The sequence below is a fragment of the Bacteroidia bacterium genome (assembly GCA_020852255.1).
Lineage (GTDB): Bacteria > Bacteroidota > Bacteroidia > JADZBD01 > JADZBD01 > JADZBD01.
Map to the genome: position 1 here is coordinate 90,299 of JADZBD010000007.1, position 14,744 is coordinate 105,042.

Genomic DNA, 14,744 nt, shown 5'->3' on the forward strand with positions numbered 1-14,744 from the left:
ATTCTTAACCGGGATAAAAGAGGAAATCTGAAAACAGCAAGTGGCTCAAAAACAGCTTGTTATAAAGTTATTTTGGAGCATTGGGATTCGGGCTGCTGTCGGGCATATTGTGGTCTCCTTCCTTTCCCGTTTTCTCATTTCGAACATCCGGATCACGCAGCATTTTCCACTTACCCTTTTCCCAGGTAAAGCCGTCAATGGCAAGGGTGGGTCCATAGTCGCTGAACACTCCTTTTCTGGAAGAATCGGTCGGACCGAGCACATCATAGACGATCATGCTTTCCTTTTCATGCCACTTCAGAGTCATATACACTCCCTGCTTGTATTCAAAAATCTGCCGTTTGTTATACACTCTGATCTTCTTGTAAGGATTAATCTCCTTTTCAGTTTCGATAACCGCTTCCCCGAAAAGCGGAAGCCCCCCGGAGGTGAATAGTAATGTTTCTATCAGTTTTTTCTGCGTAATACGATCGTTCCCATCCCATCCCAGCAAAGTGTAAATTTTTTTCTTTTTTACTTTTGTGACAATGATGGTGCTGTAGAAAGCGCCATACCATTTTTTTGCATCCAGGGTTTGCTGTTCGGGATTACGGATTTCATCTGACTTATCCGTTAGTTCAAATACATCCCAGTGCTTTTTCTTCGAATTGTAATGTTGAAGATATCCGTAGTACCGGAACGTTTTGTCATCCAACTGAACCGCCCAGTTATAAATCCTCAGTTCGTGGTCGGGAGAAATAACAAGCATTCTGAATTTCCTGAGCGAATCGAATGCGAATTCCGCGCTTTTCGGATCCTGAAGTGCACGTTCCACAAGATCCGTAAGGCGTGCGTTGAGGATGAGCTTTTCTGCATCATCGTTCGCACGAAGTGATGCTCTTACGACCACGGCCATGCTGTCTTCCAGCGTACGCAGATCCTGCCCCCGGGCGGAAAGCAATAACAACAATGAAAGACAAAAAGCCGTACTTCGCATGGGGACAATACGCAAGGAGAATGCCAAAGTTACGGGGAGTTTCGGGATTTATTGTTTTTTTTAGGGAGAATGTCTCTGCCGCCAGAGGCAGAGGTCCGGCAGAAAGAATGCTTCCAGACGGAGCGTTCTGCCTTCAAATGAAGTAAATTCGCAGCATGCAGGAAGCGCTTTCGGTATGGGGAGCCCAATTGCGGCAAGCAGATTTTCCGGGGGAAGCGCTCCTCACGAACGCCTATGCATCCAATGGTTGGTTCACCTCCACCGAAATCAAGCGGGCAATTGCTGCGATCGCTGAAATGCTGGAGCCAGGTACAATGGAAAAATGGCTGAAGCCTTACACTTTTCCGGTGGCTGTGCCCAAAACGATTGCTGTTATTCTGGCGGGAAATATTCCACTGGTTGGATTTCACGATATTCTTTGTGTGCTGGTGTCTGGTCACAGGGCAATGGTAAAAATGTCGTCTGCCGATGCCGTGTTGCTTCCGGCCGTTCTTGACCTGCTGGAAAACGCCGACCCGGCGCTGCGGAAGCGTATCCTGCTGGTGGAAGGGAAAATGACCGGATTCGATGCGGTTATCGCTACAGGCAGCAACAACAGTGCAAGATATTTCGAATATTATTTTGGTAAGTACCCTCATCTTTTTCGACGTAACCGTACTTCCGTGGCTGTGCTGGATGGAAATGAGTCCGGAAGGGATCTTGCAGCACTGGGGAATGATATCTTTTCATATTACGGACTTGGATGCAGGAACGTAACGAAACTTTACATACCTGAAGAGTATGATCTTAATCGGTTTTTTGAAGCGATGTATCCTTTTCGGGATGTTCTGCTCAATAAGAAATACGGAAATAATTATGATTACTACCGTGCCCTGTATCTTATGAACAGTTCCTCCATACTGGATAACAATTTTCTCCTCCTCAAGGAGGATGCAGGGCTGCATTCGCCGCCTGCTGTACTCTATTATGAAAGGTACCGGAACATCGCTTCCCTGGAGGATAAACTGCGTATGTTGGAAGAATCTATTCAGTGTATCGTAGGATCCGTAAACGTTTTAGGTCGTAATATACCATTCGGGTCCGCCCAACGCCCGGCACCGTGGAACTATGCTGACGGTGAAGACACGCTCCGTTTTCTGGCTGCAGTTTAAGTTAATTTGCTTATATTTATTCCTCAAATTCTCATCTATGAGACGTTTCGTTCTTGTACTTCTTCTTTGCTCAGCCGGACTGATCCGGGCCCAGATATTCTGGACGGAAACTTTTGGTAATGGATGCACACAGGGTACTGCAGCAAATGGTCTTGTTACCACCAATGGAACATGGACACAAACCAATTTTATCAATGATCCGGAGTCGAATGAATGGTATGTAAGTTCCTGCGAAGCCGGTATGGGTTTGAACAATTGCGGAGATGGCTGCCTGAGTAATCCGGCTTTGTTGAACCGAACGCTGCACATTGGTGCCAACGACGGCTGGACTCCTACTGATCCGGGAGCGGCTTACAATGCCGGCGGCTTTTGCGGTGTGCTTTTTTGTGTGGCGGCCGATAAACGGGTGGAATCACCGGTGATTAACTGCACCGGATATACTAATATCCAGCTGAATTTTCTGTATCTCGAAGGCGGACAGGCCAGCACGGACAATATGACGGTCTGGTATTACGACGGCGTATCGTGGTCGCAACTCACCGATCCGGGGAAAACGCTGACAAATTGTGTGGGCGGCCAGGGTCGCTGGGCAGCTGTACCGGTTATTAATCTGCCGGTTTCTGCAAATAATAACCCGAATGTGAAGATTGGCTTCCGTTGGACGAACAACGATGACGGTGTGGGAACGGATCCTTCGACGGCCATTGATGATATTACCCTTTCTGTTGTCAGCGGATCCCCACCCGTAGCAGCTTTTACTACCTCAAACAACACTATCTGTGCAGGTTCCTGCATTAATTTTACGGATAACAGCACCAACACACCCACGGCATGGTCCTGGTTGTTTCCCGGAGGCACACCCGCCAGTTCAAATTCCCAGAATCCCAATAATGTTTGCTACAACACGGCCGGATCATATACGGTTACGCTTACTGCCACCAATGCGAACGGAAGTAATTCCACCACGCAGGTGATTACCGTTAATCCCATCCCTACCATTACCGTTTCGCCCTCTAATCCCACGTATTGTACGGGAGGTAATGCTTCGCTCACTGCGTCGGGAGCAACGAGCTACAATTGGTCGCCGGCTACCGGACTTTCCTGTACAACGTGTGCAAACCCAACCACGAATGTTACTACTACCACTACCTATACCGTAACGGGCACTGGTCCCGGTAACTGCACTTCAACCACTACCGTCACGGTAACCGTCACGCCAAGTCTTGTGGGTACCGCGTCTGCAAATCCTTCAAGCATATGCTTTGGGGATTCTACGTTGCTGAGCGGAGGCGGCGGAACCAATTATTCCTGGACGCCAACCGCTTCTGTTTCCTGCGGCACGTGTCAAAACACTTATGCTACTCCAACTACCACCACCACCTACACAGTGGCGGTTTCCGGCGGAACCTGTCCGACTGTGACAGCCACCGTAACGGTCACTGTGAATCCGCTTCCCACGGTTAGTGTATCGCCTCCTGCGCCGGCCTTTTGCCAGGGTGGCAATGCTCCACTCACTGCTTCAGGAGCGAATGCCTGGTTGTGGAGCCCCGCTACCGGTCTTTCATGCACCACTTGCGCAAATCCCCTGGCCAATCCTACCGCTACCACAACGTATACCGTAATAGGAACGGGTGCTGGTAACTGCACTTCAAGTGCTACTGTTACCGTCACGGTGAATCCTCTCCCTACGGTATCGGTTACTCCTCCGTCTGCAACAATCTGCGCAGGAAATAATATAGGTCTCACCGTTACCGGTGGTCAGACTTATGCCTGGGCACCTGGCACAGGGCTTTCCTGCACCACTTGTGCTAATCCTACTGCCTCGCCAACAGCCAGTACTACTTACACTGTTACCGTAACTGATGCCAACGGTTGTACCAACACTGCTGCGGTTCCCATCACAGTGAACCCCTGTGCACCTCCGGTAGCAGCCATCACCGCTTCCGCTACTGCTGTTTGTATGCCGGGATGTATTACCTTTTCTGATAACAGCACCAATAGTCCTACTTCCTGGTCATGGACTTTCCAGGGCGGAACGCCGGCAACTTCAACCCAGCAGAATCCCGGACAGGTATGCTGGACAGCGGCAGGAACTTACCTGGTGACACTGATCGTATCCAACGCGAATGGAACAGACACTACCTCACAAAGTATTACAGTAAATCCAATGCCCACGGCCACCACGGGACCAGACGTTACGATTCCTATTGGAGGAAGTACGGTGCTGCCAGTGGGCGGAGGAACAAGCTATACCTGGTCACCGGCAACCGGATTGAGTTGTACCGCCTGCCCGAATCCTACCGCATCACCTACAGTAACAACAACCTATTGCGTAACAGTTACCGATGCGAATGGATGTACCGATGATTCCTGCATGACGGTTTTCGTGGACCAGAATTGTCCGGAAGTTTTTCTTCCTACTGGATTCAGTCCCGACGGTGACGGCAAGAATGACGAATTTTATCCCATCATACCCTGTTTCGAAAGTATGTGGCTGGCGGTATATGACCGTTGGGGTGAGAAGATTTTTGAATCAGATGATCCTGGGAAAAAGTGGGATGGTACATTTCGTGGTGCTCCGCTGGACGCCGCTGTTTTTGTGTATTATTTCCACTACCGGCAGTTAAACGGCAAGGATGAAAAGCTAAAGGGGAATGTTACGCTGGTCAGATAAACGGATCAATGAAGGAATGATCAAAATATAAAATTGAATATAACGGATAACCTAAACATGAAACACCTCTATTACATTGCGGCACTACTTCTGTTTGGGGCGGCCTCTGCCCAGGACATACATTTCTCGCAATTTACCCTGACACCACTTCAGCTGAATCCGGCATCAGCCGGCGGGCTCACAGGGATTCAGGCGAGTGTGAATTACAAGTCGCAATGGGGCAGCGTGGGCTATCCTTACCGGACCTATTCTGCCTCTCTGGATGTGGCAATAGGTCATAAAAAGGAAAAGAAAAAAGGTTTTTTCGGACTTGGGATATTTTTTTACAACGATAAGGCCGGGGATGCATCCATGAGTACCCTGCAGGGAAATCTAAATGCTGCCTATCATCTTCGCCTGAGTGAAAGAAGTATGCTGAGTGCGGGCGCCTATTATGGATTTGCACAACGGAGCGCCTCATTCGGAGCACTGAAGTGGGAGTCTCAGTATGTGAACGGCAGTTACGCTGCATCGAATCCCAGCGGAGAACCGGGGGGTAATGCCTTCATGCAGCAGGATCTGGGAGCAGGAATATTCTGGACGTTGAGAAAAGGCGATATGTATATGACATCGAATGATCATGTGCATATAGATGCCGGTGTTGCCTACTTTCATATCCTTCCCATGGTCAATGCATTTGGCGGATCTGGCGATGTGCTTTATTCCAAGTATGTTGGACATTTCTGGATGTCGAAAGGAATTAAAAATTCCCGGCTCGCACTGCAGCCCTCTGTTCTCTTCTTTATGCAGGGGCCTCAGACTGAACTCAATTTCGGACTGGATGTAAAATACCAGGTGAAGGAAAATTCTAAAGTAACCGGATATGAAAAAGGAACTTCTGTTTATCTCGGTTTACATCACCGCCTGATGGATGCGGTAGTGATCAATGCGATGTATGAATATGATTCATTTACAGTCGGTCTGTCCTACGATGTGAATGTTTCGGAGCTTACCAATGCTACATTTGGCAGAGGAGGACTGGAAGTAGCTCTCAGATACAGAGATCCTTTCTCCTATCTTTGGAAAAACAGCAGCAGGCATTAATTATGGCATTGTTTTTGAATATCAGTTAATATTATACCGAAAGACCGGTCAAACCCAAAACCTCTCACTGATGAAAAAAGTTATTTTCCTTGTTTGTATACTCTTCACAGGTACAGCGTTATTTTCTCAAAACAACGAAGTAGTACCTGCACCACAGACAAACACCACGGATGCAGATCCGCTGTCTTTTCATTACGGTAAAATGATGGCATTCGCCAAACACCTTAAGAACGATGTGAAGCAACTTCACAAAGGCGGCGACCGTATTTATTTTTTCAATGATGGGAAGTACACTGAAATATGGAACGGTGTAGAGTGTTCCGGCACCTGGTCCTATAACCCTGCCAAGAAAAAAATCACGACAGTTTGCGGAAGTACGACCCGTGAGTGGGAAGTAAAATCTTCAGATGCAACGAAGCTGGACCTTTTCAGAACAGGAGAAACGCTGACACTCACTCCCAAGGGGTGATACCGGTTTCTGCTTGTTTTTCCTTCCCAGGCTTAAAAGGCCGGGAGATTTTTTATGAGTAAATACGGCCGAGTTTTGCTTATTCTTGCCCTGGTTATCACTGCCGGACTGGTGGTGTATGGTCCCATTCCGCAAGACACTTCCTACCACCAGTTCGCGGATACAAGAACATATTTTGGAATTCCTAATTTTTGGGATGTGATCAGCAATGCCGTGATCTTTCTGGCAGGTGTTTACGCTTTGTTTTGCTGGAAAAAAATGACAGGCCTGAGCAATGCCATGAAATGGGTCCTGATTGCCGGCATGTTGCTTACCGGACTAGGATCAGCGTATTATCATCATACTCCCGGTAACGCAACACTTGTTTGGGATCGCCTGCCAATGACCCTGGTGTTTATGTCTTTTTTCTCTCTCATGGTTTTCAGCCTGCTTTCAGAGAAGCTGGGACGGATGCTTTTTTTTATTCTTGTACCGGTGGGGATTCTGAGTGTTATTTACTGGTATTTATCGGAAGTGCAGGGTCATGGAGATTTGCGCCCGTATGTGCTTGTGCAGTTTTTTCCGATGATCTCTCTTCCGCTTATTCTTTACTGGTCAAAACCAGGGCGACCGGTTGTTTTGGGCGTCAGCTGGATACTGATCTGCTATCTACTGGCAAAGGTTACAGAACATTTCGATAAGGAAATTTTCAGTCTTTTGAAATTATGGAGCGGTCATACGCTGAAACATATCCTAAGCGGTGTCAGTTTGTACTATATGGTGAGATTATCACACAGATTATAAAGACCCGGACTTCTTCCCCTGTTTGATTATACGCATCACTAATTTTCTGAAAATGTTGGCGTAAAGCAGCGCCAGTACCGGGATCAAAAAGATACTTAGCCTGTTGAAATCCATTGCCTCGGAGAATTCGAAATGCAGCAAATGCTGTGTCGCACGCGTCATCCCGCATCCGGGGCACTCTCTGTCGAATAGAAGCACCGAGGGACATACGGACTCGCCATAATCAAAATAATCTGCGGGAGACAGCATCAGCCACACCGGCAATGCAATCATCCCGCAGAGAATGAACAGGATACCCGTCCTTCGTAAACTAAGCCCTGTCGTTGACAACAATGATAGCGTGAATGATACCGCCGATACAGGTCAGACACAACAGCAGATTGATCACCACCGGCTTCACTTCCCAGTCGGTCACAAGTCCCACGGCCAGCCAGGGTATCAGGATAGCAAGAACGATCAACAATCCCTTGTCAGGTCCGCTGCTGTTTTTTTTGCCGGATTTCCTTTCCTGCTTGCTTTCCACCTTGGTACTTCTGACCAGTGTGTTGTTATCCGATGATTCGGTGGTGGTAGAAGTAACACCGGATTTATTTACTACCGGTTTTTTGGGAGTGATGGTGTTTGCATCCGGCGGTGCGGCATACACCGGAGTGGACAGGGTTACAACTTGCTCCACCTTATCAACGGACGGCGTGGTAGTTTTCAGCGGTTGAATCTTCTCGGGGCCGGTTTGTGCCGTTTGAGCAACTGTCTTGTGCTTAAAATCAACGTGATAGCCGCTCATATACTGACGTTTTTCAAACGTACATGCTGTTACTGCAATGGCAACAACGAGGAGCGGAAGAAAATTTCTTGATAAGATTTTCATGTGGAGGGGTTTTAGATTTTGTTCAATGATAGGAATTATTCTATGTTAAACAAAATGATGGCCGACAGGATTTAGCTGTTTTTTTTGAAGAAAAAGCATCTATTGGTTGTATTCGTAGGCTCCGCAATCAGGTGGACCATCGGTGATCCTTGAGTTCCCCTTCAGGTCGAGATTCAACTCGCCGGGAAAAAAAGTGCTTATAACATTCATGTCGCCTTTGTTGATAGCGGAGGATAGCGGCCTTAATTTATAATCTCCGTTCAGGCTGTCCAGAAATGCCGGATCCTGGTTTACGACCGGAGAAATAAAGTAAGGGCCGGTCACTGGCAACTCTGTTTTTAATACGCAGTAATGAAATTTGTAACGGTAGTTGACGGAGGTGTTCGTGCTTTGATCCAGCTCAATCTCGTTGGCCAGGTCACCATAGATGATGCAATTGTAGAAATTGCAGGAATCCAGCGGGCGGGTGATGATATTCTGGTCGGATGATTCATAATAATTATTAATGATCAGAGCCGGTGTCTGACGGTTGTCCAGGTTCCAGTAGTTTGCAAATGTGCAATGATAAAAGGAGTAGTCACCTCCGATCGCAAGAGCGGCTGCATATTGACCGCAGTTTCCAAATGTGCAGTTGTATGCACGAACCTTTGAACCTACGCCGTAAAGCGCGGCCGCAGCGTGATTTTTCAGAATGGAATTTTTTAGCAATAGGGTGGGATTGACCGAATAATTCATGGTATCAGACCGGATTCCTATATACGCATTCTTGATCACGGCACCGTCTACTATATTGTCTCTACTGCCGTTCAGCAACCAGATTCCAAACCACTGATCAGCGACTTCCGCATAAAAGGGTTCCAGGCGGTCTCCCTGAAAAACGGCCGGATTCGATCGTGTTCCGTTTACGATGAGTGTTCCCTGGACCAGCAGGGCAGAACCCTTATGAAAGTGGATCCTGCAACCGGCATTGATCGTTAAGGAGCATAAGGAATCTACCAGAATGGAATTATAGATCAGATAGGGTTTGTCGTTATTCCATGTCTGATTGCATAGCACCTGGCCGTTAAAATAATGCGCATCCTGCCCCCATGCCTCCAAAACTACCTGCTGGATGTTTCCGTTGGTCTCAAAGAGTAGTTTATCGGTGATGATCAGCGGGGAATTTTGACTGTTCGGATCAACGGTTACTTCCACAAATACCCAAAGGCTGTCTTTGGCGGGTATCTCCACATCATTTACCACAGGTCCGGGAAACCCGTCAATATTGAATCGGAAATCGGATGCCTGGCCTGATTCCAGCCATATCCTGCTGATGTTCATTGGCTGTTCATGGCGGTTATACACCAGAAACGATCGGGTGGTGGAACCTATGCTGGTAAACACAGTATCGTAAAGAATAGAATCCGTACTCATTTCCAGCTTTGCCGCCGCGTCGGTTAGCAGCTGATCCTTCCGGCAGGAGCTGGATGCTGCCAGGAGCAGAAGAAGGGCGGGGAAGGTCAGGTTACGGAACATGAATTTTTAAAGATACTAAGAACGGGAAAACCTCCGGTTTATTGGATTTTGTAATTTAACAGGATGGATCGTAAAAGCGGCATATTCTTCGTTTCCGTGCTGATCGTGTCGTGCTGGTTTACTGACCGGTGGATCACGAATGCCAATACCACCAGCAGGGCGCTTACCGTCCTGAGCGTGGTGGAGTCCGGAACTTTCTGCATTGACCGCTACCATGAAAAAACCAAGGATAAAAGCTTCGTTAACGGGCATTATTACAGCGATAAAGCCCCTCTTCCGGCACTCCTGACTATTCCATTTTTCGCCGTGATGAAGTGGACCGGGCTGGTTACAGATCATAATGGATCCTTTTTTGGCCCCGAGGTATATTATCTGGGGAATTTTATCTGCGGCTCGCTTCCGTTTGCGCTGATACTGCTGGGCGGACTCCGATATATGAAACGAAAGAAAACGAAACTTTCAAGAGGTATTGTTCTCCTAATGCTTTCTTTTTTTGGATCTTTTATCTTTATAATGGCTGGTACTTTCTTTGCCCACATGCTCTCTGCGCTCTTTATTCTCCATGCGTGGCTGGACATGGAAGAGGACCAATATGTTCGGGCAGGTGCATTTACCGGTGCCGCTTTTCTCTGCGAGTATACACTGCTGCTTTTTATCCCGGTCTGGCTTGTGCACCTCTATCTGAAGAAGAAATCATGGCGAATTACCGCACGTTTTTTATTGGGTAGTCTCCCGCCATTACTTTTTCTCATGTTTTATAATTACATTTTTACCGGCTCTCCGTTCGAGATGCTTTATAAATACCATACCTTCCAGGAGCTTCACCAGGATTACGGCTTTGCATTGCCCTCCCTGGATTCTTTATGGGGACTCAGTTTCAGCCCCTACCGCGGTTTGTTTTTTTACGCTCCTGTGCTGATCATTTTTCTTGCCGCGGGTTTGTCAGCCCTGCGCCGGGGGAATATATTACAACGCCTGAGAGCAGAGTACGTAGTGCCGGCTTCTCTAATTTTCTTTCTATTTATTGCCGGTTATTTTGGATGGCATGGCGGATGGACCTATGGACCCAGGCTCCTTTTTCCCATTGCTGTTCTTCTGATGGTCAGGGCCCTTCCGCTCCTGTCTCAAAGGACCTGGTTTCCCTGGGCGGCCTCTTTCTCTTTCGCTGGAATCCTGATGAGCCTTATGGCGAAGATGACTCATGCTTATTCCCTTCCAACGGAGGAAAGAAACCCCGTGGTGCAGATTCTCTGGCCCGCAGTGAAGCAAGGGGCATGGAACGGCAATGATGTATTAAGTATGATCACGGGGCAGCCTTCAGGAACAACGGGACTCGTATATTTGCTCCTGCTTGGGTTGCTCGCTGCCGGGATGTACCTCTGGTATTCCGGTACAGAAAATGAATCAGCGGCAGAGGACCCCGGTTTGTAAAAGCAAAAAGGTATATCAGATACAAGACGGAAATATGCTCTATTATGTTCTGAAAATTCTTTATCAGCTTTTTTACAGAACCTATTACAAAGTTGAAATACGGTATGAGGCTGAAATTGCTACCGGAGTTCCTGTTGTTCTGGCGCCTAATCATGTGAATGCGTTTATTGATCCGACCATTATTGCAACATGGATTAGAAGAAAGGTGAGGTTTTTCGCACGGGGAGATGTTTTCCGAACCTCAGCCTTCGGGAGATGGGCGCTGGAAAGCATGAACATTTCTCCTATTTATAGAATTCAGGAGGGATACGCGGACCTGAAGAAAAATGATGCCACCTTTGAAGAAAGTAAGCAACGTCTTCTGCGCGGCGAAGCATTATTGATTTTTCCTGAAGCAGTTTGTGAGCAGGTGCCGAAGGTGAGAAAGCTCAAGAAAGGATTGGCCCGCATTGTGTTTGGAGTTTATGAAGAATCTGCACTACGCAGGAATGTGCTGATCTATCCGGTGGGATTGAATTACTGGGAACCTGCCCGTTTTGGAAGTAAATTGCTCATAGTGGTCGGGAACCCCCTGAGCCTGGAAGATTATACCGCACGGTATAAGGAGAATAAGGCGGACACCCTTCGCCAGTTCACTGCAGATCTTGAAAAGGCGATGAAGGCCATTACTATATGTGTGGAAGAGGAAACACTCTATCCCGTTTATCAGCGATTGATCAGCAGGGTTTCGGGGCATCCGGTGAATAAGGGAAAGTGGGAGAGAGGTATGTATGGAGAATACCGTGGGTTAATGGAATTTTCCGGAGCGCTGAATCACGGATTTGTATCGGATCCGGAAATGGTGAGTGCGCTTGCGGAAGAAACAAGGGAAATGGCGGAGGGCTTGAATAAAGGAAATATTAACCGGCACTGGATGTCCGGAAGCCATCAGGAAAATCCTTCCGTTTCGCATCTGTTGTTCTGTTCCCTGTTGCTGGTTTTGTCTCTTCCGTTCTTTCTGTTCGGATGGTTTTCGGGTGGGATGGTATTCGATTTCGCCTATCGGAGAGCAAAGAAGAAGGTACGCAAGATAGAATTCCACGCTTCGGTACATGCCATGATGGGCATGCTCTTTTGGTTTGCTTATTATGCCATTGGTATCACATTGATCGCAGTCTTAGCCCCACATTATATCTGGTCACTGCTGTATGTTGTGGCGGCTCCAATCTCCCTCCTGACGATGGCACCCTTCCTGAATGCCTGGAGAAGTATCTCCAGCGCTTGGAAGTTGCGCCGTTTGCTCCGGAGTAAGCACGCCGAAGCTGAACGCATCCGGGGTCTGCGAGAGAAGATAACAGGTCGCATTGCCTCACTCATTAATGCATACAGGAACGTGCAGATACCGGGCCGGAACTGATCAGTCCTTCACCCGGCTAAACGAAAGCGTTTTAAGCATCCAGTCCGGTAGTGGTTTTGTGCGGTCACGTTTGCGCAGGTCCAGATTCCAGCCAAGTGCTTTTAGTATGGGGAGCTTCTTGGTTTCCACAAACTCAATAAGAGTTCCGTCGGGATCTTCGATGTAACTGAAATGCCCCGCGGTAGATCCCATCTCGAAGCCTGCACCGCTGTCCACAGTAAATGGTGAGCCCATTTGCTCGCATTTTCGCCGAAGTGCTTCCATGTTGGCTATGTCAAAGCTCAGATGAATAATGCCCTGGTCGCCCCACCAGCGATTCTCGTAAATCTTACGGGGCTCACGATCCAACACCCGGATCAGCTCAATCGTGCTGCTTCCCAGTAAGCGGGAAAATGCTCCTTCCCGTGGTTTGCTGTGCCCGATCAGTACCCTTCTAAATTTATTTGTTCCGCCTGGTAAAGCTGCCAGATCCGCGAATACTCCGGTGGTATCATAGATCACCTTATCGTATCCCAGAATTTCTGAATAAAAACGCATAGATTTTTCCATGTCGCTAACACCGATAATGGAACCGCAGGTGCCTCCTGTCAGCTTCCGTTTGCGGCTGAACCAGTCGGCAGAACCGGTTATCTCAAAAATAGTTCCCCATGGATCCCGGATATGAAATCGCGGCTGACCTGCAGGATCATTCGAAGGGCTGTCCATCACCTCCGCATTTCCCCCGGCCAGTGACCGGTGGAAGCCATGCACATCCATGCATTTTATTTTAACGAGATTGAAACCCAAATCCCCCATCCGGACTTCAAAAGAAGGCGGAACCGGTTTGCGGCTGATATACTGCCAGATTTCAAAGCCTCCGCCGCCATTGATGTTGATCGCAAGGATGGCGTGTCGGCGGTGAGGCTTTCCTCCGGTATAGGGAAGCATGAGCTTGGCCTCGGCGGATTCATTGATCACCGGTATATCCGCTCCGAAAAGTTTGCGGTAGAAAGCGAAAGCAGCCGGGGTATCGGGAACACCGAGTCCGATCTGTTGTATGCCTGCAATCAGATAGCGGTCATTGGATTCAGAAGTCAAAGCCTTTGGGTTTTTGTTTGAAAATAAGTTTTTGAAACAATGCGGGGAAGAACCGCTTGATCCATACCGCGCGAAGTTCCGATCCGCCGATGAATATTTCATCTCTCCTGCACCGGATGCCGCGAATGATCTGATGGGCGCATGCTTCTGCACTCATCCCCTTCACATGTTCTTCCTCCATTACATTGCCTGATTTTCCTGTAGCGGTAAGTGCATGCTGGGAAATGGCGGTTCGGATCCGGCCGGGGCAAACCAGCATAACATGAATATGCCGGCTTTTCAGTTCCAGCCGCAGCGATTCAAAATAGCCGTGCAAGGCATGCTTGGATGCTGAGTAACTGGAGCGGAGGAAAAACCCGAACTTGCCGGCGATGCTGCTGATTACCACAATCTGCCCTGATTTGTTTTGTATCATATGGGGCAGCACCGCACGTGTAAGTGACACCGTTCCGAAATAATTCACTTCCATAATCTGTCGTTCTACCTGCGGATCGGTCTCCGCCGCCTTGCTGCGCTGACTGATCCCGCCGTTATTGATCAGCACATCCACGCGTCCGAATTTTGCAATCACTTCCGAAACATGGTTCCCGAAGGAGGCAATATCGTCCAGTGAAAATGAACAGATCATCGATCGGTCGTCTCCTAATCCTGCGGCCATCCTGATTTTTTCAAGTTCCTTCTCCTGCCGTGCCGATAATATTACTTTCGCGCCTGCTGCCGCCAGTTCATGTACCAGTGCAGCGCCAATACCTGACGAGGCCCCCGTAACCCAAACCACCTTTCCTGATAATTCTTGCATGCGGGTAAATATAACGGAAAACCTAAAAGGTACTGAGTGCCTCAGGCTTTGCGGTATTTACTTACGAAACTCGCTCCCACCTGCTGTAGTACCGGGCCGGAAGGGGGGCTTTTGACGTGCGACAAACAGGATAATCAACTGAAATACAGTATCATAGAATATTTATTTTTAGCTTGTGCCATTGAATTGTCCGGAAAATGATTATCTTCGCGTCCCTTAAAACACTGAATGTCATGAAGAAAGGCCTGCATCCGGAGAACTACAGATTTGTTGTGTTCAAGGATATTTCCAATGATTATGCGTTTCTCACAAAATCAACTGCAGAAACGAAAGATACCATCACCTGGGAAGACGGAAAGGAATATCCGCTGGTGAAACTGGATATCTCTCACATGTCGCATCCTTTCTATACCGGTAAGATGAAGCTGGTAGATACCGCAGGGCGCGTGGATAAATTCCGCTCGCGCTACGAGAAGAACAAAAAATAATTTACTTCTGGCTCAAGACAGAAGAAAAACCCTC

General features: G+C 48.0%; 14 protein-coding genes. 8 read left to right on the forward strand and 6 right to left on the reverse strand.

Annotated features, from left to right (window positions below):
* Window positions 1-67 precede the first annotated feature (67 nt).
* Window positions 68-1,003: a hypothetical protein gene (locus IT233_05025; GenBank protein ID MCC7301983.1), complete on the reverse strand. Its 936-nt coding sequence runs from the start codon at window positions 1,001-1,003 to the stop codon at window positions 68-70.
* A gap of 128 nt (window positions 1,004-1,131) precedes the next feature.
* On the opposite strand from IT233_05025, the gene IT233_05030 reads away from it, so the two are divergent.
* The 5 genes from IT233_05030 (at window position 1,132) to IT233_05050 (ending at window position 7,136) form a co-directional block, all read left to right on the forward strand.
* Complete coding sequence (locus IT233_05030; protein ID MCC7301984.1) at window positions 1,132-2,127, forward strand: acyl-CoA reductase; 996 nt, start codon at window positions 1,132-1,134, stop codon at window positions 2,125-2,127.
* A gap of 37 nt (window positions 2,128-2,164) precedes the next feature.
* Window positions 2,165-4,801, forward strand: coding sequence for a gliding motility-associated C-terminal domain-containing protein (locus tag IT233_05035; protein MCC7301985.1), 2,637 nt, complete (start codon window positions 2,165-2,167; stop codon window positions 4,799-4,801).
* Between the two features lie 57 nt (window positions 4,802-4,858).
* Window positions 4,859-5,884 carry a PorP/SprF family type IX secretion system membrane protein gene (locus IT233_05040; GenBank protein MCC7301986.1) on the forward strand — a complete coding sequence of 342 codons (1,026 nt, stop codon included), beginning with the start codon at window positions 4,859-4,861 and terminating at the stop codon, window positions 5,882-5,884.
* Window positions 5,885-5,954: 70 nt separating this feature from the next.
* Entirely contained in the window at window positions 5,955-6,353 is a 399-nt protein-coding gene (locus IT233_05045; protein MCC7301987.1) for a hypothetical protein, read from the forward strand.
* Between the two features lie 75 nt (window positions 6,354-6,428).
* Window positions 6,429-7,136: an alkaline phytoceramidase gene (locus tag IT233_05050; protein MCC7301988.1), complete on the forward strand. Its 708-nt coding sequence runs from the start codon at window positions 6,429-6,431 to the stop codon at window positions 7,134-7,136.
* Here IT233_05050 and IT233_05055 read toward each other — a convergent pair.
* The 3 genes from IT233_05055 to IT233_05065 all read right to left on the reverse strand — a co-directional run bounded on the left by IT233_05055 (window position 7,131) and on the right by IT233_05065 (window position 9,519).
* Complete coding sequence (locus IT233_05055) at window positions 7,131-7,409, reverse strand: DUF2752 domain-containing protein (protein MCC7301989.1); 279 nt, start codon at window positions 7,407-7,409, stop codon at window positions 7,131-7,133. The genes IT233_05050 and IT233_05055 overlap by 6 nt on opposite strands.
* Window positions 7,410-7,446: 37 nt before the next feature.
* Window positions 7,447-8,004: a YqaE/Pmp3 family membrane protein gene (locus tag IT233_05060; GenBank protein MCC7301990.1), complete on the reverse strand. Its 558-nt coding sequence runs from the start codon at window positions 8,002-8,004 to the stop codon at window positions 7,447-7,449.
* A gap of 99 nt (window positions 8,005-8,103) precedes the next feature.
* A complete protein-coding gene (locus IT233_05065) occupies window positions 8,104-9,519 on the reverse strand; it encodes a hypothetical protein (GenBank protein ID MCC7301991.1) in 1,416 nt (471 codons plus the stop codon).
* Between the two features lie 63 nt (window positions 9,520-9,582).
* Here IT233_05065 and IT233_05070 point away from each other — a divergent pair, with 63 nt between their 5' ends.
* Window positions 9,583-10,950, forward strand: a complete 1,368-nt coding sequence (locus IT233_05070; GenBank protein MCC7301992.1) for a hypothetical protein — start codon at window positions 9,583-9,585, stop codon at window positions 10,948-10,950.
* 34 nt (window positions 10,951-10,984) lie between these two features.
* Entirely contained in the window at window positions 10,985-12,346 is a 1,362-nt protein-coding gene (locus IT233_05075) for a 1-acyl-sn-glycerol-3-phosphate acyltransferase (GenBank protein ID MCC7301993.1), read from the forward strand.
* Here IT233_05075 and IT233_05080 read toward each other — a convergent pair whose 3' ends face one another.
* Window positions 12,347-13,525 (reverse strand): VOC family protein, encoded by a 1,179-nt coding sequence (locus IT233_05080; protein MCC7301994.1) that lies wholly within the window; start codon window positions 13,523-13,525, stop codon window positions 12,347-12,349.
* On the reverse strand, window positions 13,413-14,222 hold the full coding sequence (locus IT233_05085; GenBank protein MCC7301995.1) for an SDR family oxidoreductase: 810 nt from the start codon (window positions 14,220-14,222) through the stop codon (window positions 13,413-13,415). Before IT233_05085 ends, IT233_05080 begins: the two co-directional genes overlap by 113 nt.
* A 233-nt stretch (window positions 14,223-14,455) precedes the next feature.
* Here IT233_05085 and IT233_05090 point away from each other — a divergent pair, with 233 nt between their 5' ends.
* Window positions 14,456-14,710 carry a type B 50S ribosomal protein L31 gene (locus IT233_05090; protein ID MCC7301996.1) on the forward strand — a complete coding sequence of 85 codons (255 nt, stop codon included), beginning with the start codon at window positions 14,456-14,458 and terminating at the stop codon, window positions 14,708-14,710.
* The last annotated feature ends 34 nt before the right edge of the window (window positions 14,711-14,744 follow it).